This window comes from Massilia sp. 9096, from assembly GCF_000745265.1.
In the GTDB taxonomy this organism is placed as follows: domain Bacteria; phylum Pseudomonadota; class Gammaproteobacteria; order Burkholderiales; family Burkholderiaceae_D; genus Telluria.
Map to the genome: position 1 here is coordinate 2863788 of NZ_JQNN01000001.1, position 17385 is coordinate 2881172.

General features: G+C 66.8%; 13 protein-coding genes. 1 reads left to right on the forward strand and 12 read right to left on the reverse strand.

All coding sequences use genetic code 11. The features are described 5' to 3' along the window. Positions 1-84: 84 nt before the first annotated feature. The 12 genes from FA90_RS12220 to FA90_RS12270 all read right to left on the reverse strand — a co-directional run bounded on the left by FA90_RS12220 (position 85) and on the right by FA90_RS12270 (position 15898). Positions 85-393 (reverse strand): protealysin inhibitor emfourin, encoded by a 309-nt coding sequence (locus FA90_RS12220; protein WP_051971735.1) that lies wholly within the window; start codon positions 391-393, stop codon positions 85-87. Continuing rightward, positions 393-1430, reverse strand: a complete 1038-nt coding sequence (locus FA90_RS12225) for a M4 family metallopeptidase (RefSeq protein ID WP_081933813.1) — start codon at positions 1428-1430, stop codon at positions 393-395. The genes FA90_RS12220 and FA90_RS12225 overlap by 1 nt, the downstream gene beginning before the upstream one ends. Before the next feature lie 116 nt (positions 1431-1546). Then, positions 1547-1693: a hypothetical protein gene (locus tag FA90_RS26435; protein ID WP_156116687.1), complete on the reverse strand. Its 147-nt coding sequence runs from the start codon at positions 1691-1693 to the stop codon at positions 1547-1549. A gap of 114 nt (positions 1694-1807) precedes the next feature. Next, positions 1808-3385 (reverse strand): alkyl hydroperoxide reductase subunit F, encoded by a 1578-nt coding sequence (ahpF, locus tag FA90_RS12230; RefSeq protein WP_036175445.1) that lies wholly within the window; start codon positions 3383-3385, stop codon positions 1808-1810. 286 nt (positions 3386-3671) lie between these two features. Beyond that, complete coding sequence (ahpC, locus tag FA90_RS12235) at positions 3672-4235, reverse strand: alkyl hydroperoxide reductase subunit C (protein ID WP_036169077.1); 564 nt, start codon at positions 4233-4235, stop codon at positions 3672-3674. A gap of 186 nt (positions 4236-4421) precedes the next feature. After that, the gene (locus FA90_RS12240; protein ID WP_036169079.1) at positions 4422-5651 is read right to left on the reverse strand and encodes a hybrid sensor histidine kinase/response regulator; all 1230 of its coding nucleotides are present in this window, start codon (positions 5649-5651) and stop codon (positions 4422-4424) included. Beyond that, positions 5648-6319 (reverse strand): chemotaxis protein CheB, encoded by a 672-nt coding sequence (locus FA90_RS12245; protein WP_081933814.1) that lies wholly within the window; start codon positions 6317-6319, stop codon positions 5648-5650. The genes FA90_RS12240 and FA90_RS12245 overlap by 4 nt, the downstream gene beginning before the upstream one ends. Further along, positions 6316-7134: a protein-glutamate O-methyltransferase CheR gene (locus tag FA90_RS12250; RefSeq protein ID WP_036169081.1), complete on the reverse strand. Its 819-nt coding sequence runs from the start codon at positions 7132-7134 to the stop codon at positions 6316-6318. The genes FA90_RS12245 and FA90_RS12250 overlap by 4 nt, the downstream gene beginning before the upstream one ends. An 8-nt stretch (positions 7135-7142) precedes the next feature. Then, a complete protein-coding gene (locus FA90_RS12255; RefSeq protein WP_036169083.1) occupies positions 7143-10616 on the reverse strand; it encodes a response regulator in 3474 nt (1157 codons plus the stop codon). 111 nt (positions 10617-10727) lie between these two features. After that, on the reverse strand, positions 10728-13349 hold the full coding sequence (locus FA90_RS12260; RefSeq protein ID WP_081933815.1) for an excinuclease ABC subunit UvrA: 2622 nt from the start codon (positions 13347-13349) through the stop codon (positions 10728-10730). Positions 13350-13439: 90 nt separating this feature from the next. Beyond that, entirely contained in the window at positions 13440-14507 is a 1068-nt protein-coding gene (locus FA90_RS12265; RefSeq protein WP_036169086.1) for an SDR family oxidoreductase, read from the reverse strand. A 107-nt stretch (positions 14508-14614) separates the two neighbouring features. After that, on the reverse strand, positions 14615-15898 hold the full coding sequence (locus FA90_RS12270; protein WP_036169089.1) for a glycosyltransferase: 1284 nt from the start codon (positions 15896-15898) through the stop codon (positions 14615-14617). A gap of 185 nt (positions 15899-16083) precedes the next feature. Between FA90_RS12270 and FA90_RS12275 the strand changes: the two genes are divergently transcribed. Beyond that, positions 16084-17355 (forward strand): cyanophycinase, encoded by a 1272-nt coding sequence (locus tag FA90_RS12275; protein WP_051971736.1) that lies wholly within the window; start codon positions 16084-16086, stop codon positions 17353-17355. Positions 17356-17385: the final 30 nt, after the last annotated feature.

The following is a 17385-nucleotide window of genomic DNA, read 5'->3' on the forward strand; positions in this document are numbered from 1 at the left end:
CTGCCGTAGCATGTTACCAATGGTCAATCCCTGTAACAAACTGACATACATTCTCTAGAAAACTTACACATTCGCTTCGTGGGCTCATCCGCTGTTATCGGGCGGGTATTGCTGCAGAATGTCGACGATTTCACCGAGCGGCTCCGGCGCCGCATCGGTATGAAAGCGCAGCTGGCGCCGCTGGCCATTCTCGATCGTCAGCGTGTACACGAAGTCCCACGGCTGCGGATGTGGCTTCATCAGCGAGGCCGGCAAATGCGCCGGATCGAGTGCGGCCACCAGTGCGTGCAGCCGCGCCGCGTCGGCGGCAGGCAAGCGCTCGAGCTCGACGCTGACGGTCTGGGCGCCGGCCGGACCGGTGAAGCCGCCCACCCAATGCAGCGACAGCCGCATCACGACATGACGCCGACCTCGCGCCAGGCGGCCTGCACCGCCGCCGCCTCGCTCGATCCGGTGCCGTACAGCACTTGCGCCGCCTTGACCGTCGCGTTGGCGGCGTCGAGGAAGCTTGCGTTGGAGCGCAGCAGCGGCAGCGCCTGGTACCAGATCGGTCCGGCCTTTTCCCAGCTGTTCACGTTCAGCTTCATCGCCGCCAGGTAGAACGCATGGTTCGGAATGCCAGAATTAGTGTGCACGTCGCCATCTTCGACATAGCCGGCCATGGTGGCGGGCTGGTCGTCGCCCGACCAGGTGACGGCCGTGTTGCCGGGCTCGGCCATCGAGCGCAGCGCCTTGCCGACCGACGGCGCCAGGATGCCGGCGCCGATCAGCCAGTCGGCCTGCTGCGGCGTCTGCTTCAAGTGCCATTGCTTGACGACCGAGCCGAACACGTCGGAGATCGATTCGTTCAGCGCCCCGCTCTGGCCTTCGTACACCAGGCCGCCGCCCGGCACCGTGTACTGGGTGACGCCATGGGTCAGCTCGTGCGCGATGACGTCGAGGGCGCCGGTGAAACCGTTGAACAGCTTGCCGTCGCCATCGCCGTACACCATCTGGCTGCCGTTCCAGAAGGCATTGTTGTACTTCTTGCTGTAGTGAACACTCGAATCGATGCGCATGCCGTTGCCGTCGATCGAATTGCGACGCAGCACCTGCTCGTAGAAGTCGTAGGTCGTGCCGGCGTTATCGAAAGCCTGGTTGACCGCGGTGTCGGCGACCGGGGCGCCGTTCTCGTCGCGTACGCGCTTGCCTGGCAGGCGGGTGCCATGGCCGGCGTCGTAGACGGTGCGGTGTTTTTCGCCGCCCGAGGCGACCAGGCCGGGCGCCGCCACGCCGCGCGCGGCGCGCTGGCCGCGGATGAAGGCGGAGCGCTCGAGCTGGTCCAGCAGCAGCTTGCGCTCGGCCTCGTCGGCATCCAACGCGAGCTTGCGCAGCATTTTGGGAGGAATGATGAAACAGCAGCAGGGATGAAGGTGCTTGTCGGCTTGCATGAAATCTCCAGCGGTTGCGAACGGAATGCTTGCCGACTCAGCGTATGCCAGTCGCACCCGCATCAGCGCACGATATGCGCCGATCTGCTGTCTTTACGCGCCGATCCGGCCTTTGTTCACGATGGCGAGGCATTGGACGGCAGTTTTTCCTGCTTGTTCTGCTTATAGAAGAACATCGCCATCGCGGCAGACGCCAGCAACAGGACCACACCCGCCATATCCACACCCACGTTCACGCGCACATCCACTTTCACGTCTTTCATCGCTTTGCCCTGATACTTGTTGTCTTGGCTCGAGCATAGCAACCCACGAAAAAAAACAGCGCCACCCTCGCGGGCGGCGCTGCCGATTCCAACCTCAAACTGGAGAACTGAAGCTTACGCCGCTTCGACCGCCACCGGCATGCGGATCAGGTAGTCGAAGGCCGACAGCGCCGCACGTGCACCCTCGCCCGCCGCGATCACGATCTGCTTGAACGGCGTCGTGGTAGCGTCGCCGCCGGCGAACACGCCCGGCACGCTGGTGCGGCCGTGGCCGTCGACCACGATCTCGCCGAAGCGCGACAGTTCCAGCGTGCCCTTGAGCCATTCGGTGTTCGGCACCAGGCCGATCTGCACGAACACGCCTTCCAGCTCGACGTGCTTGTCTTCGCCGCTGACACGGTCCTTGAAGCCGATGCCGTTGACCTTCTTGCCGTCGCCGGTGATCTCGGTGGTCTGGGCATTGACGTGGATGGTCACGTTCGCCAGGCTTTGCAGCTTGTTGACCAGCACCGCGTCGGCCTTCAGCTGGTTGGCGAATTCGATCAGGGTCACGTGCTCGACGATGCCGGCCAGGTCGATCGCCGCTTCGACGCCCGAGTTGCCGCCGCCGATGACCGCCACGCGCTTGCCTTTGTACAGCGGGCCGTCGCAGTGCGGGCAGTAGTTCACGCCGGCGTTCTTGTATTCCTGCTCGCCCGGCACGTTGACGTTCCTCCAGCGCGCACCGGTCGACAGGATCACGGTGGCCGACTTCAGCGAGCCGCCATTGGCGAACTGCACTTCGACCAGTTCACCCGGCTGCGACGGCGGGATGATCTTGGCGGCGGTCTGCTGGGTCATGATGTCGACGCCATAGTGGCGCACCTGCGCTTCCAGCGCGGCCGAGAATTTCGGGCCGTCGGTTTCCAGCACCGAGATGTAGTTCTCGATCGACATGGTGTCGTTTACCTGGCCGCCCATGCGCTCGGTGGCGATACCGGTGCGGATGCCCTTGCGGGCCGCGTACACGGCGGCCGCCGAACCCGACGGGCCACCGCCGACGATCAGCACGTCGTACGGATCTTTCGCATTCAGCTTGGCGGCGTCGCGCTCGCCGGCGCCCTTGTCCAGCTTGGCGACGATCTCTTCGATCATCATGCGGCCCGAACCGAACAGTTCGCCGTTCAGGAACACCATCGGCACCGCCATCACCTGGCGCTGCTCGACTTCCTTCTGGAAGGCGCCGCCTTCGATCACGGTGGTTTTGACACGCGGGTTCAGGATGGCCATCAGCGACAACGCCTGCACCACGTCCGGGCAGTTATGGCAGGTCAGCGACATGTACATCTCGAAGTTGTAGTCGCCGTCCAGGGCCTTGATCGCGTCGATCGTGTCCTGCTCGACCTTCGGCGGGTGGCCGCCGGTCCACAGCAGCGCCAGCACCAGCGAGGTGAACTCGTGGCCCAGCGGCAGGCCGGCGAAACGCAGCGAGGTGTCGCTGCCGGTGCGCTGGACGGAAAACGACGGCTTGCGCGCATCGTTGCCGTCGAGACGGACGGTGATCTTGTCGGCGCGCAGGCTCTGGATGGTCTGCAGCAGTTCGAGCGTCTGCTTGGAAGTGTCGCTGTCGTCCAGGGAGGCGACGAGCTCGAACGGTTGCTGCACACGCTGCAGGTAGGCGCCCAGCTGGGTCTTCAGGTCGTTGTCAAGCACGCTCATGGTCATATCCTCTGTCGTATCGTTATTCGTAAGTTCTAAAATTTCGGGCAAGACGGGGCCCCGACGCATCGATGAGTTCATCGTGCATCAATCAAATTAGACAATCTGGCGCGGCAAAATCGACTAGTTTGATCGCCTGGTTGAGGCGGGATCGTGCGGCGCGGTCAAGAAGTGGGGACGTCGGACGGCATCGCAAGAGGGCGGCCGACGTCGTGTTGCTGCGGTACTGCTACTGCTGCGGGCCGCGCCGTGAAACACAGCGGCCCGCGTCCGATCTTTATTAGATCTTGCCGACCAGGTCCAGCGACGGCTTCAGGGTTTCGGCGCCTTCGCTCCACTTGGCCGGGCAGACTTCGCCCGGGTGTGCTGCGACGTACTGGGCTGCCTTGACCTTGCGCATCAGTTCCGATGCGTCGCGGCCGATGCCGTTGTCGTGCACTTCCATGATCTTGACCTGGCCTTCCGGATTGATCACGAAGGTGCCGCGCAGCGCCATGCCTTCTTCTTCGATCATGACTTCGAAGTTACGGGCCAGGGTGCCGGTCGGGTCGCCGATCAGCGGGTAGTTGACCTTCTTGATGGCTTCCGACGTGTCGTGCCATGCCTTGTGAGCGAAGTGGCTGTCGGTCGACACGCCGTACACCTTCACGCCCATCTTGGCGAACTCCGGCTGGAAAGCAGCCAGGTCTTCCAGTTCGGTCGGGCAGACGAAAGTGAAGTCGGCCGGGTAGAACATCAGAACCGACCAGGTGCCTTTGAAATCGGCTTCGGTCAGGTCGACGAACTTGCCATCGTGGAAAGCGGTTGCCTTGAACGGTTTGATCGTGGTGTTGATGATGGACATGAATATTCCTCTTTTCGGGTTGAAAGGGCTTGGTTGAGAAGCACAGGACCACACTATACCGCGCGCTTAATTGGATGTGAAATTAATTGAACGGATTTCATCAATTGAATTTAGCTATCAGCTCTACTGAGGCTGAAGCTATCACGCCGATTGCCGCCCCAGCGTGCGCCGGGGCAGCGGCGTCTTTCAGGCCGATGCCGTGGCCGGCACCGCCACCACCAGGCACGGCAGCGTCAGGCTGAAGGTGGCGCCCTGCCCCAGCGTGCTCTGCACGGTCAGCTGGCCGCCGTGGGAAGCGGCCAGCTGGCGCGAGATGTACAAACCCAGGCCCAGCCCCTTGGTCTCGCCGGTCTTGGCGCCGCGCTCGTAGGGCTCGAAGATGCGTTCGATGAAGTCGGGCGCGATGCCCTTGCCGTGGTCGCGCACGTCGATGCGCACCTGGCCGCCGGCCCGGGTGCAGTCTTCGTCGTGCACGCTGATCTCGACCGTGCCGCCGCCGCCGTAGCGCAGCGCATTCGTCAAGAGGTTCACGACCACCTGCTCGATGCGGAACTCGTCCCACCAGCCTTCGACCGGCGCATGCGGCGCCAGCACGAAATCGGTGCCGGTGGCATGGGCCTGCAGCCCGAGATCGGCCACCACGCGCTCGAGCAGCCCGGTCAGCTCGACCCGGCCCGGCCGGATCGACAGCGTGCCGCTCTTCATGCGCGAGACGTCGAGCATGTCGTCGATCAGGCGGATCATCGACTTGATCTGGCGTTCGTCGCGCCGGATCATGGTCTCCATCTGCTCCGGCTGGAACGCGGCCATGGTGCCGCGCTTGAGCTGCAGGCTGCGCATCTGGGTTTCCAGGAACAGCGTGTTGAGCGGCGTGCGCAGCTCGTGCGCGACCAGCGACATGAATTCGTCGCGCATGCGCAGCGAGCGCTGCAGCTCGGCCTGGGTATCGTTCAACTCGCGCACCAGCACTTCCTGCTCGCGCCGGGCGCGCTCCAGGGCCGCCATCTGGCGCTGCATCTCGCGCCGCTGCTGGTCGAGCGTGACGAACACCTGCACCTTGCTGCGCATCGCGTCCGGATCGATCGGCTTGTGCAGGAAGTCGACGGCGCCCTGCTCGTAGCCCTTGAACGCATAATTCAGCTCGCGCCCGGCGGCCGACACGAACACGATCGGGATGTTGCGCGTGCGCGAGGTGGCGCGCATCAGCTCGGCCAGCTCGAAGCCGTCCATGCCCGGCATCTGCACGTCCAGGATGGCCAGCGCGAATTCGTGTTCGAGCATCAGCGACAGCGCATCCTCGCCGGACGCAGCCTGGAAGATCAGGCGCGCCTCGTCCCGGATCACGGCTTCCAGCGCGCGCAGGTTTTCCGGAAGATCGTCGACGATCAGCACTTTGCTTGGGTCGTGTGCGCTCATGGTTCCTCCCTCTCCAACATCGGCAACAGCGCATGGATCGCTGCCAGCGGCAGCACCAGGTTCGGCTTGATGCGGCGCAGCGCCTCCTGCGGCATGATCGGCACTTGCGCGTCCTGCGGGTCCTGGACCACGGTGAAGCCGCCGCGGGCGTGGATCGCGGCCATGCCGGTGGCGCCGTCGTGGTTGGCCCCGGTCAGCAGGATCGCGGCCAGGTTCGGACCGTAGGCGTCGGCGGCCGACTCCATCAGCACGTCGATGGCCGGCCGCGCGAACGCCACCGGCGGCTCGCAGCTCAGCGAGAAGGTGCGGTCGCGTTCGACCGACAGGTGGTAGCCGGGGCCGGCGAAGTAGATCGTGCCGGGCGCGATCGAGGCCTTGTCGAGCGCTTCGCGTACCGGCACCGGCAGGCGCTCGTCGAACAGCTCGGCCAGGCGGCTCTCGCGGTCGGCCGGCAGGTGCAGCATGCAGAACACCGGCAGCGTGTAGCCGGCCGGGATCCCCGGCAGCAGCGCCACCAAGGCGTCCACCCCGCCGGCCGAGCCGCCGATCACGATCGCCTCGATGCGCCGCCCGCCCAGCGCCGCACGCACCTGTGCGCGCGACAGCGCCGCCGGGTGGGCGCCGGCGCCTGTCCCGGCCCGGCTCGATGTGGGTCGGGCGCCGCTCATGCGCCCACCTTGCGGAACACGCGTTCCCGGCGGGCCAGCGGCTCGAACGCCTGGGCATGGCTGGAGAACTCGATGCTCTCCTTGCTGCCCAGGCCGAGGAAGCCACGGTGGCACAGCGATTCGTGGAACAGTCCGAGCACCCGGTTCTGCAGGCGCCGGTTAAAGTAGATCATCACGTTGCGGCAGCTGATGAAGTGGGTCTCGGCGAACACGCTGTCGGTGGCCAGGCTGTGGTCGGCGAAGGTGACGTTGTCGACCAGTGCGCGCTCGAACAAGGCGCCGCCGTAGGCCGCCGTGTAGTAGTCGGAAAAGGCGCGTTTGCCGCCTGCCTTCTGGTAGTTCTCGGTGTAGGCGCGCATGCGCTCGAGCGGCATCACGCCGCGCCGCGCCGCCGCCAGCGACTCCGGATTGATGTCGGTCGCGTAGATCTGGGTGCGCTCGATCAGCCCTTCTTCCTGCAGCAGGATGGCCATCGAATAGACTTCCTCGCCGGTGCTGCAGCCGGCCACCCAGACGTTCAGCGACGGATAGGTCTTCAGGATCGGCACCACGTGCTGGCGCAGCGCGAGGTAATACTCGGGGTCGCGGAACATTTCCGTCACCGGGATGGTCAGGAACTGCAGCAGCTGGCGGAACGCGTCGGCGTCGTGCATCACGCGCGCCTGCAGTTCGGACACGGTCGCCACTTCCATCTCGCGCAGCGCGACCAGCACGCGGCGCTTCTGCGAAGCGCCGGTGTAGTCGCGGAAGTCGTAGTTGTACTTCAGGTAGACGGCTTCGACGAGCATCCGCAGCTCGATGTCGATGTCGCTCATTGAGGTCGTCAAATGCGCTCCAGGGTCGGCATCCATACGCGCAGCAGCGAGTACAGCCGGGTCAGGTCGATCGGCTTGGCCAGGTAGTCGTTGGCGCCCGCGGCCAGGCATTGTTCCTGGTCATCCTTCATCGCCTTGGCGGTCACGGCGATGATCGGCAGGCGCGTGAAGCGCGGGTCCTGGCGGATGCGGCGCGTGGCTTCCAGGCCGTCCATGCCCGGCATCATCACGTCCATCAGCACCAGGTCGACCGCTTCCAGTTCGTTCAGCTTGGAGATGGCCTCGAAGCCGTTGCGGCCCACCTCGACCTTGGCGCCGCGCTGCTCCAGCGCGGAGGTCAAGGCGAACACGTTGCGCACGTCGTCGTCGACCAGTAGGATGGTGCGGCCCTCGAATACGCGGTCGCGCCCGCGCACGGTCTTGAGCATGTTCTGGCGTTCGGACGAGAGCTTGGACTCGACCTTGTGCAGGAACAGCGTGACCTCGTCGAGCAGGCGCTCCGGCGAGCGCGCGCCCTTGATGATGATCGATCGCGAGTACTTCGACAATTCGGCTTCCTCGTCGCGCGTCAGGTTGCGGCCGGTGTAGACGATCACCGGCGGGAACGAGCACAGCTCTTCCTGCGACATGCGCTTGAGCAGCTCGTTGCCCTGCATGTCGGGCAGCTTCAGGTCGATGATCATGCAATCGAAAATCTCGGCGCGCAACAGGGTCAAGGCTTCCTCGCCCGAACCGACCGCCGCGATGTCGACGTCGCTGTCCGAGATCAGATGGACCACGCTGTCGCGCTGGCGCTCGTCGTCCTCGACCAGCAGCACGCGCTTGACCTTCTGCGACGACTTGTCCTTGAGCTTGACGAAGACTTCTTCCAGCTGCTCGCGCGAGGTCGGCTTGAGAGCGTAGCCGATCGCGCCCAGCTGCAGCGCCTCGCCGGCATTGTCCTGGCTCGACACCATGTGCACCGGGATGTGGCGGGTGGCCGCGTTGTCCTTGAGCTGCTGCAGCACCGACAGGCCGGAGCCGTCGGGCAGGCGCACGTCGAGCAGGATCGCGTCCGGGTTCTCGCCCATCGCCAGCTCCAGGCCTTCGCCGGCGGAGTGCGCGACCAGGCAGCGGAATTCCATGTCGTGCGCCAGGCCGTACAGGATGCGCGCGAATTCCGGATCGTCCTCGACCACCAGCACGGTGCGCACGCCGGCGGCGGGCTGGCCGCGGTCGTCGGCGAAGCTCGGGATCGAAGGCTGCGGCGCGGCTTCCTCGGCAGCGGCGCTCGCACGGGCACGCGCAGCCGCCGGCACGGGCGCGGGCGTATGCGCGACCGGGGCCGGCGGCGTGGCCGCCACCGCGCCGTTGCGTGGCAGGCTTAGGGTGAAGGTGCTGCCGGCGCCCGGGGTACTGGTCACCTGGATGGTGCCGCCCAGCAGGCCGGCCAGGTCGCGCGAGATCGACAGGCCCAGGCCGGTGCCGCCGTACTTGCGCGCGGTCGAGCCGTCGGCCTGGTGGAAGGCGTCGAAGATGCGTTCCAGCTGGTCGGCGGAAATGCCGATGCCGGAATCCTGCACCGCGAACTGGACCCAGCCATCGTCGCGCGCCGTCACGCTCAGGCTGACGCGGCCGCCGTCGGTGAACTTGACCGCGTTCGACAGCATGTTCTTGAGGATCTGCTCCAGGCGCTGGCGGTCGGTGTGGATCGTGGCCGGCACTTCCGGCGCCACCTGCAGCACGAATTCGAGCTCCTTCTGGCGCGCCAGCGGCTCGAAGGTGCGCGCCATCCCCTCGATCACGCGGCGCAGCGGCAGGTCTTCCGGCACCAGTTCGAGCTTGCCGGCTTCGACCTTCGAGATGTCGAGGATGTCGTTGATCAGGTTCAGCAGGTCGTTGCCGGCCGAATAGATGGTCTGGGCGAAGCGCACCTGCTCTTCGTTCAGGTTGCCGGCCTGGTTGTCGGACAACAGCTTGGCCAGGATCAGCGAGCTGTTCAGCGGCGTCCTGAGTTCGTGCGACATGTTCGCCAGGAACTCGGATTTGTAGCGGCTGGCGCGCTCCAGCTCCAGCGCGCGCTCGCGCAGCTGGTTCTGGGCCAGGGTCAGCGCGACGTTCTTCAGGTCGAGGTTGTTGGCCTGCTCGGCCAGCTGCTCGTTGGTCTGCTCCAGTTCGGCCTGCTGGTTTTCCAGCGCCGACTGCGATTCCTCCAGCGCGCGCGACTGCTCTTCGAGTTCCTCGTTGGCGGTGCGCAGCTCTTCCTGCTGCACCTGCAGTTCCTCGTTGAGCGCCTGCTGCTCTTCCAGCGCGACCTGCAGGCGCTGGCGGTACAGCACCGCGGCCACCGACGAGCCCACCGCCGGGCCGATCAGTCCCATGAAATCCTGGTCGCGCTGGGTGACGAGGCGCAGGAAGCCGATCTCGATGATGCCCTTGATCTTGCCGTGGTTCGATATCGGTGCGATCAGCAGTTCGCGCGGCGCGGCTTCGCCCAGGCTCGACCCGACCTTGATGTAGTCCGGCGGCAGGTCGCGCAGCACCAGCGCCCGGCCCTCGTTGGCGGCCTTGGCGGCCAGCGACTCGTCCGGCTGGATCACTTCGTTATGCCTGGCCAGGCCGGGCGCCAAGCCGTAGGTGCCGATGCGGGTCAGCACGCCGTCTTCGCTGCGCACGTACATCGCCGCCACGGCGCCGTCCAGGTAGCGCGCGACGTAGTTCAGCACGCGCTCGGCCAGGCCGCTCAGCTCGTGGATGCCGGTACTCTGGCTGGCCAGCTCGGCCTGGCCGGTACGCAGCCAGTCCTGCTGGCGCAGTTCCTCGTTGTGCTGGGCCTCGTGCTCGAGGGTCTCGTTATACGAACGCGACAGGTGGGTCAGGTCGCGCCGGCCGAACATCGCCAGCAGGCCGGCCACGATCAGGCTGAAGGTCAGGAACGCCGCGACCGACCATCCGATCACGTTGCGCGACGAGGCGTTACGCTCGTGCAGCAGGTCCTCCTCGACGCGCAGGAACTCGTCGGCACGCATCCGCATTTCTGTGCTCAAGGCCTTGCCGCGTCCGCTCTTGACGATCTCGACCACGTCGGCGTTCTTGCCGCGCAGGGCCATCATCTCATCGGCGTAGGCCTGCCATTGCAGGTGGGCGGCGCGCCAGCGCCCGACGCGCTCCACCTGGGCAGGATTGTCGACCACCTGGCGGGCCAACTCCTCCAGCTCGGCGCTGACCTTGGTTTTGGCGCCCGAATAAAACTGGAGGTAATCGTTGTCGCCGGACAGCAGATAACCACGCGTGTTGGTCTGCATGTCGGAAGCCAGCTTGCCGATTTCATTGGCTTGGCCGATCACGTGTTCGGAATGCTCGACCCAGCTCAATACGTTGATCAAATAGGCGATGATGCCAACGAAGACCAGCGCGCTGAGCACGCCCATGCCCAGCGGCATGGCGACGTTGCGGGAAAGGATGCGGCGGAACTGATCGCTATCTATACTCGAAGCGGACATGCGTATGCGTTACGGTAGGAAAAAAATATCTCAAGTGTAACGCACTTATCGAAACCGGCGTGTTCTTTTGGACGTCGGGTTTCGCTTCTGAACCGGATATTTACATGCCGTTTATCGCCGTTCGGCTAAAGTTGCTGACAAGTAAGGTGCGGTTTTGCTGCCCCGCGTCCGCGCGACCTCGGCCGGCGGCCCTTCCGCCACCACCTGGCCGCCCGCCTCGCCGGCGCCCGGTCCGATGTCGATGATCCAGTCGCAGGCCGCCACCACGCGCATCGTGTGCTCGACCATGATGACGCTGTTGCCGGCCTCGACCAGCCGGTCGAGCTGCACCAGCAGGCGGTCGGCGTCGAGCGGATGCAGGCCGGTGGTCGGCTCGTCGAGGATGTACAGCGTGCCGCCGCGGCCGGCGCGCTGCAGCTCGGTGGCCAGCTTGATGCGCTGGGCTTCGCCGCCGGACAATTCGGTTGCGCTCTGGCCCAGCCGCAGGTAGCCCAGGCCGACTTCGCGCAGCACCTGCAGCGGCCGCGCCACCGCTTCCTCGTCCTCGAAGAAGGCATGGGCCTCGTCGACCGTCATCCCGAGCACTTCCGCGACGTTGCGCTCCTTGTAGGTGATTCTCAGCGTATCGGCGTTGTAGCGCGCGCCGCCGCAGGTCGGGCACGGCGCGTAGACGCTCGGCAGGAACAGCAGTTCGACCATGACGAAGCCTTCGCCGGCGCAATGCTCGCAGCGGCCCTTGGCGACGTTGAACGAGAAGCGTCCGGCGTCGTAGCGGTGGCGTTTCGCCTGCGCCGTAGAAGCGAACAGCTTGCGTACCGAGTCGAACAGGCCGGTGTAGGTCGCCAGGTTCGAGCGCGGCGTGCGCCCGATCGGCTTCTGGTCGACCCGCACCAGGCGGCGCACGCCTTCCATGCCCTCGAGGATGCGGCCCTCGAGCGGAATCTCTTCCTCGCGGTCCAGGCCAGGCTCCTCGTCCGGCTCGTCCTCGGGCGCGGCCTGGCCGAGCGCGCGCGCGACCAGCTCGACCAGCACCTGGCTGACCAGCGACGACTTGCCCGAGCCGGACACGCCGGTGACGCCGCACAGCACGCCGAGCGGGAACCCGACCGCCAGCCGGTTCAGATTGTTGCGCGTGACGCCTTCCAGGCGCAGCCAGCCGGACGGTTCGCGCCGCGCGGCGCCGGCCCGCACCAGCTGCGCGGCGTCGGCCGCATCGTCGAACAGGTAGCGCCGCGTGTGCGAGCCTTCCACCTCCTTCAAGCCCTCGGGCACGCCGCTGTACAGCACCTGCCCGCCCTTCTCGCCGGCTTGCGGACCGACGTCGACGATCCAGTCGGCGTGGCGGATCACGTCCAGCGCGTGCTCGACCACGAACAGCGAGTTGCCGGCGCTTTTCAACTGGGCCAGCGCGTCGAGCAGCGCCTCGGTGTCGGCCGGGTGCAGGCCTGCCGAGGGTTCGTCCAGCACGTAGACCACGCCGAACAGGTTCGAACGCACCTGGGTCGCCAGGCGCAGGCGCTGCAGTTCACCCGGCGACAGCGTCGGCGTGCTGCGCTCCAGCGCCAGGTAACCCAGGCCCATGGCCAGCAGCACCTGCAAACGCGCGCACAGGTCGGCGGCGATGCGCTGCGTGACGATCAGCTGCTCGGGGTGCTTGGCGGCGCGCGCCTTGCCCGAAGGCGCGGCGCCGTCGACGAACGGCGCCAGCAGGCGCGCCAGGCGCTCGAGCGGCAGGCGCGACAGCTCGGTGATGTCCAGCCCGGCAAACGTGATCGACAGCGCTTCCGGACGCAGGCGCTTGCCATGGCAGGTCGGGCATTCCTGGCTGACCATGTAGCGCGCCACGCGCTTCTTCATCGACGCGCTCTCGGTATTGGCGAAGGTCTGCAGCACGTAGCGCCGCGCGCCGGTAAAGGTGCCCTGGTAGCTGGGGGTGTCCTTGCGCTTGAGGGCCTGCTCCGTTTCCGCAGGGTTCAAGCCGGCGTAGACCGGCACGGTCGGGGTCTCGTCGGTAAACAGGATCCAGTCGCGGTCCTTTTTGGGCAGGTCGCGCCAGGGCGTGTCGACGTCGTAGCCCATCGTGACCAGGATGTCGCGCAGGTTCTGGCCGTGCCAGGCCGGCGGCCAGGCGGCCACCGCGCGCTCGCGGATGGTAAGCGAATCGTCGGGCACCATCGACTGCTCGGTCACCTCGTAGATGCGGCCCAGGCCCGAGCACTGCGGGCAGGCGCCCTCGGCGGTGTTGGGCGAAAACGATTCGGCGTACAGCAATTCCTGGCCGGGCGGATAGTCGCCGGCGCGCGAGTACAGCATGCGCAGCGAGTTGGAGAGCGTGCTGACGCTGCCGACCGAGGAGCGCGTGGTCGGCGTGCCGCGCTGCTGCTGCAGGGCCACGGCCGGCGGCAGGCCGTCGATCTCGTCGACTTCCGGCACCGGCATCTGGTGAAACAGCCGGCGCGCGTAGGGCGAGACCGATTCCAGGTAGCGCCGCTGCGCTTCCGCGTACAGCGTGCCGAAGGCCAGCGACGATTTGCCGGACCCCGAGACGCCGGTGAACACCACCAGCGCATCGCGCGGGATATCCAGGCTGACGTTTTTCAGGTTGTGCTCGCGCGCGCCGCGCACGCGCACGTAGCCGCGCGCGGCGCGGTCCTGGTCGCGGTTTTCAGCGCCGGGGCCAGGGCCGGCTGCGGCGCGGTCGTTGACGTTGCTGGTGTCCTGCTTGCGGCGCATCGGGTCTCCGGAATGCGATTGACGATGAAGCCATTACAGCGCACACCGCGGCTTGCGGCGGTGCGCTGACGCACTCAAGATGCCAGGACGTCAAGGAATCAGCCGCTGCGCGCGCAGCGCCGAGAACAGGTCGAAGAAGGAATCCTCGCTCGCCTGCCAGTCGCAAAAGCCGAGGCGGCGGCTGTTGGCCATGTCGGTCATGACCTCGATCGGACGCCCCAGGTCGAGATCGGTGTGCCAGCTTGATGCCAGGCGATCCAGGTCGGGCTCGACCAGCTTGTGCTTGCGCGCGATCTCGCGCCAGAGCTCGCGGTCGTTCGCCATCTCGGCTTCGAGAGGGCGCACGGTGCCGTCGAAGCCGGCCGCCTGCACGCCGAACCAGGCCGCCAGGCGGCGCCACAGCCAGCTCCAGCGGAAATAGTCGCCGTTGGCGATGTTGAAGGCTTCGTTGCGCGCCGCGTCGGTGTCGGCGGCCCAGCGCAGCTGCCTGGCCAGGATGCGCGCGTCGGTGACGTCGCACAGGCCGTCCCACTGCGCTTGCGAGCCGGGGAACTGGAATGGACGCCCGGTCTCCTTGCAGATCGAGGCGTACACGGCCAGCGTGGTGCCCATGTTCATCGCGTTGCCCACCGCCAGGCCGATGATGCTGTGCGGACGGTGCACGGTCCAGGTGAAGCGGTCGCGCTCGGCGGCGGCATAGACCTCGTCTTCCTGGGCGTAGTAGAAATTCTCCAGCGGCAGGCGCGGCTGCGATTCGCGCAGCGGCGTGTCCGGCAGCGTCCCCGAACTGGCGTAGGCTTCGAACGGGCCGAGGTAGTGCTTCAGTCCGGTCACCAGCGCCACGTGGCGCACGGACTTCCTGTGCGACAGCGCCTCGAGCAGGTTGCGCACCATGCCGGCGTTGACGCGGATGTTTTCAAGCTCGCTGTCCCGGCGCATCCAGGTCGTGATGAACACGTGGGTCGGGGCCACGTCCGACAGCGCATTCGCCAGCGCGGCCGGGTCGAGCAGGTCGGCCGCGACCGGGATCATGCCCGGCAAGTCCTTGGGCGGACGGCGCGCCAGGCCGTACACGGTCCAGCCATGGTTCAACAATTCATGAACGGTATGGCGACCGCCGATACCGCTGGCGCCGACGACCAGTGCGCTTCGTTGCATGGTGATTCCTTTCGCAGATTGCCCGGACAAAAGGCATTGTGACACGCTTCGCAACGGGCTGTTGCCGGGTTGCGCCGGGATAGCGATCCCGGCGTCCGGCGCAAGGGCTAGCCGCCCGGCTGGCCCGGGCGCGCCAGCGCCTCCAGCGCCCGGCACGCGTCCTCCAGGCCGGCGCCGGCCTGCAGGCGCGCACTCTGGCGCCGCGCTCCTTGCGCGATCGCGGGCGCCGCCAGCAGCGCGCGCAGGCAGCGCGTCATGCGCGCACGCGTCACGCGCGCGGCGTGCAGGACCAGGCCCGCGTCCAGCGCGGCGACGCGCGCGGCATTGTCGAACTGGTCGTGCGCCAGCGGCACCACCAGCTGCGGCGTGCCCGCGCGCAGCGCCTCGGCCGTGGTGCCGATGCCGCCGTGATGCACCAGCGCCGCCACCTGCGGCAGCAGGCGCCGCAGCGGCACGTATCCCTGCCACAGGACGTGTGAGGGCAGCTCGGGCGGCAGCTGTGCGCGGTGCAGCGTCAGGAAGATCGCGCGCAGTCCGAGCGCGCGCGTGGCGGCGGCGGCATGGCGAAAATACGCGCCCGCCTGCAGGTTGCCGGTACCGGGCGTGAACACCACCGGGGCCGCGCCGGCGGCCAGGAAGCTTGCCAGTTCCGGCGCCAGCGGCGCATCCGGCATCGAGTCCGGCGACGGGTCGTACAGCGGAAAGCCGGCCTGGTGCATCGGCTGCGGCCAGTCGGGCTGGATCGGTCCGAACCAGGACGGGAACAAGGCGATCGACAAGTCGGCCAGGTTCAGCATGTCGGGCAGCATGCTGGCGAGCGGCGCCAGGCCGCGCGCCGCGCGCGCCGCGTTCACCTCGTCCAGTGCGACCGGATCGACGAAACGGCGCACGCCCCAGCGCAGCAGTTGGCGGCGCGCGCCGAGCGGCACCCAGCGCGGCACGCGCCAGGGTCCGATCATCAGCGGATCGTGTACGCTCGGCAGGTTCGACGGCGCCAGGTAGGCCGCCGCCACGCTCAGGCGCGGATGGCGCGCGCGGCACAGGGCGGCTTCGGGCAAGGCCAGCGGGTGCACCAGCAGTACGCAATCCTCGTCCGCGGGCAAGGCATCGATGAAAGGCAGCAGGTGCGCCATCGCCGGCCGCGTCGCGCGCCAGACCACGCCGAAGCCGCGCGTCGGATGCCACAGGTCGGGGTCGCGCAGCACTTCCTCGTCGACCGGCAGCCCGGTCGAATCCAGCCCGGCCTCGACCACGTAGGCGCCGTGCTGTTCGGGCGCGAGGAAACTGACCCGGTGAGCGCGCGCGCGCAGGGCCAGCGCCATCGCCATGAAGGGGAACAGGTCGCCGGCCGAGCCCATGGTGACGACGACGTAATGGATCTGCTGGGACATATCCGGACTTTACGCGAAAACGCGTCCTGCGCCACACGTTACCGATGAGAATCTTCGCCCGCGCCCTCGCCCGCGACTGTTGTTAAACGCGCCAATGTTGCGTTTGACCGGACCGAATGGCGCGGCAAAACCCGTAAGATCGACGGGCAGGCAAGCCCTGCGCTTCCTTTCCTGACGGAGATGCCATGACCTTCCCTCGCAAGCCCCTGTACGCCGCATTCCTCCTGCTCATCTCTGCCTCCAACGCCGCGCTGGCGGCCAAGGACTATACGTATTCCTACCTCGGCAATCCCGACGATCCGAGCGTGAGCGCGAAGCCGCTGTCCTGTAGTCAAGGCAACTGCACGCCGGCCGTCGCACTGGTGGGCGGCGGCTACGACGTCGGCGAAGCGTTCCGCTGGCTGATCGCGCGCGCGGGCATCTCCAGATCCACCGGCGGGCGCTTCCTGATCATCCGCGCCAGCGGGGGCGACGCCTACAATCCCTACATCTACAGCAAGCTGGGCGACGTCGACACGACCACGCCGCGCAATTACGAAATGGTCGGCGGCGCCGACCTCGGCCTGACTTCCGTCGAGACCCTGATCATCCCCAGCCGCAAGGCGGCGGAGGATCCGTTCGTCCTGAACGTGGTGGCGCGCGCGAACGCCATCTTCATCGCCGGCGGCGACCAGGCCGCCTACTACAACCAGTGGCAGGAGACGTCGCTGAACAAGCTGCTCCAGGGCGCGATCCGCGCCGGCGTCCCGGTCGGCGGCACCAGCGCCGGCACAGCCATGCTGGGGCAATATGCGTTCGCCGCGCTGAACGACACGGTCGAGTCGACGGCGGCCTTGAAGAACCCCTTCAACCGCTACATGACGATCGACCCCTTGAACACCTCGTCGAACAAGTTCGTGCAGAAAGGCAGCTTCCTGAACATTCCCTCGCTGGCAAAGGTGATCACCGATCCCCACTTGAACACCCGCGACCGCCTGGGCCGGCTGTTTTCCTTCGTGGCGAGGATCGGCAATGGCTGCAGCGGCGGCGTCGAACAATTCGGCAGCGTGGTCGGCATGGGGATCGACGAGGAGACCGCCCTGCTGGTCTCCGGCCCGGCGGGACAAGCCAGGGTGGAACTGGCGGCCAATCCCTACAACCAGGAAAACACGACCGCTTCCTACACGGCGCAAAATTCGGCCTATCTGGTCAGGTACGCGCGCGCGCCGAGCCAGTGCGTCGACGGCAAACCGCTGGTGGACAACACCGGCATCCAGGTGTACCGGCTGAGCGCGCAACCGGCCCAGCCGTCGCCGCGCTCGGGCGCGGCGCAAACCAGTTTCAAGGCAGGCGCCTGGTTCAACCTTGCCGATTGGACGGCGCAGACCGTGCAGACCTATCCCGACGGCTCGTCGCTGAACGGACCGTACTACTACGGCACGGCGGACGGCAACGTGCTGGGCAGCCCGGTCCACTGAGCCTCGGCTCGAGCCTGAACCCAAGCCCGA

Coding starts and splice junctions, on each gene's coding strand:
- FA90_RS12270 (WP_036169089.1), bottom strand. CDS start 15,898: ATGTCCCAGCAGATCCATTACGTCGTCGTCACCATGGGCTCGGCCGGC.
- ahpC (WP_036169077.1), bottom strand. CDS start 4,235: ATGTCCATCATCAACACCACGATCAAACCGTTCAAGGCAACCGCTTTC.
- FA90_RS12240 (WP_036169079.1), bottom strand. CDS start 5,651: ATGAGCGCACACGACCCAAGCAAAGTGCTGATCGTCGACGATCTTCCG.
- FA90_RS26435 (WP_156116687.1), bottom strand. CDS start 1,693: ATGAAAGACGTGAAAGTGGATGTGCGCGTGAACGTGGGTGTGGATATG.
- FA90_RS12265 (WP_036169086.1), bottom strand. CDS start 14,507: ATGCAACGAAGCGCACTGGTCGTCGGCGCCAGCGGTATCGGCGGTCGC.
- FA90_RS12250 (WP_036169081.1), bottom strand. CDS start 7,134: ATGAGCGACATCGACATCGAGCTGCGGATGCTCGTCGAAGCCGTCTAC.
- FA90_RS12245 (WP_081933814.1), bottom strand. CDS start 6,319: ATGAGCGGCGCCCGACCCACATCGAGCCGGGCCGGGACAGGCGCCGGC.
- FA90_RS12255 (WP_036169083.1), bottom strand. CDS start 10,616: ATGTCCGCTTCGAGTATAGATAGCGATCAGTTCCGCCGCATCCTTTCC.
- FA90_RS12225 (WP_081933813.1), bottom strand. CDS start 1,430: ATGCAAGCCGACAAGCACCTTCATCCCTGCTGCTGTTTCATCATTCCT.
- FA90_RS12260 (WP_081933815.1), bottom strand. CDS start 13,349: ATGCGCCGCAAGCAGGACACCAGCAACGTCAACGACCGCGCCGCAGCC.
- FA90_RS12220 (WP_051971735.1), bottom strand. CDS start 393: ATGCGGCTGTCGCTGCATTGGGTGGGCGGCTTCACCGGTCCGGCCGGC.
- FA90_RS12275 (WP_051971736.1), top strand. CDS start 16,084: ATGACCTTCCCTCGCAAGCCCCTGTACGCCGCATTCCTCCTGCTCATC.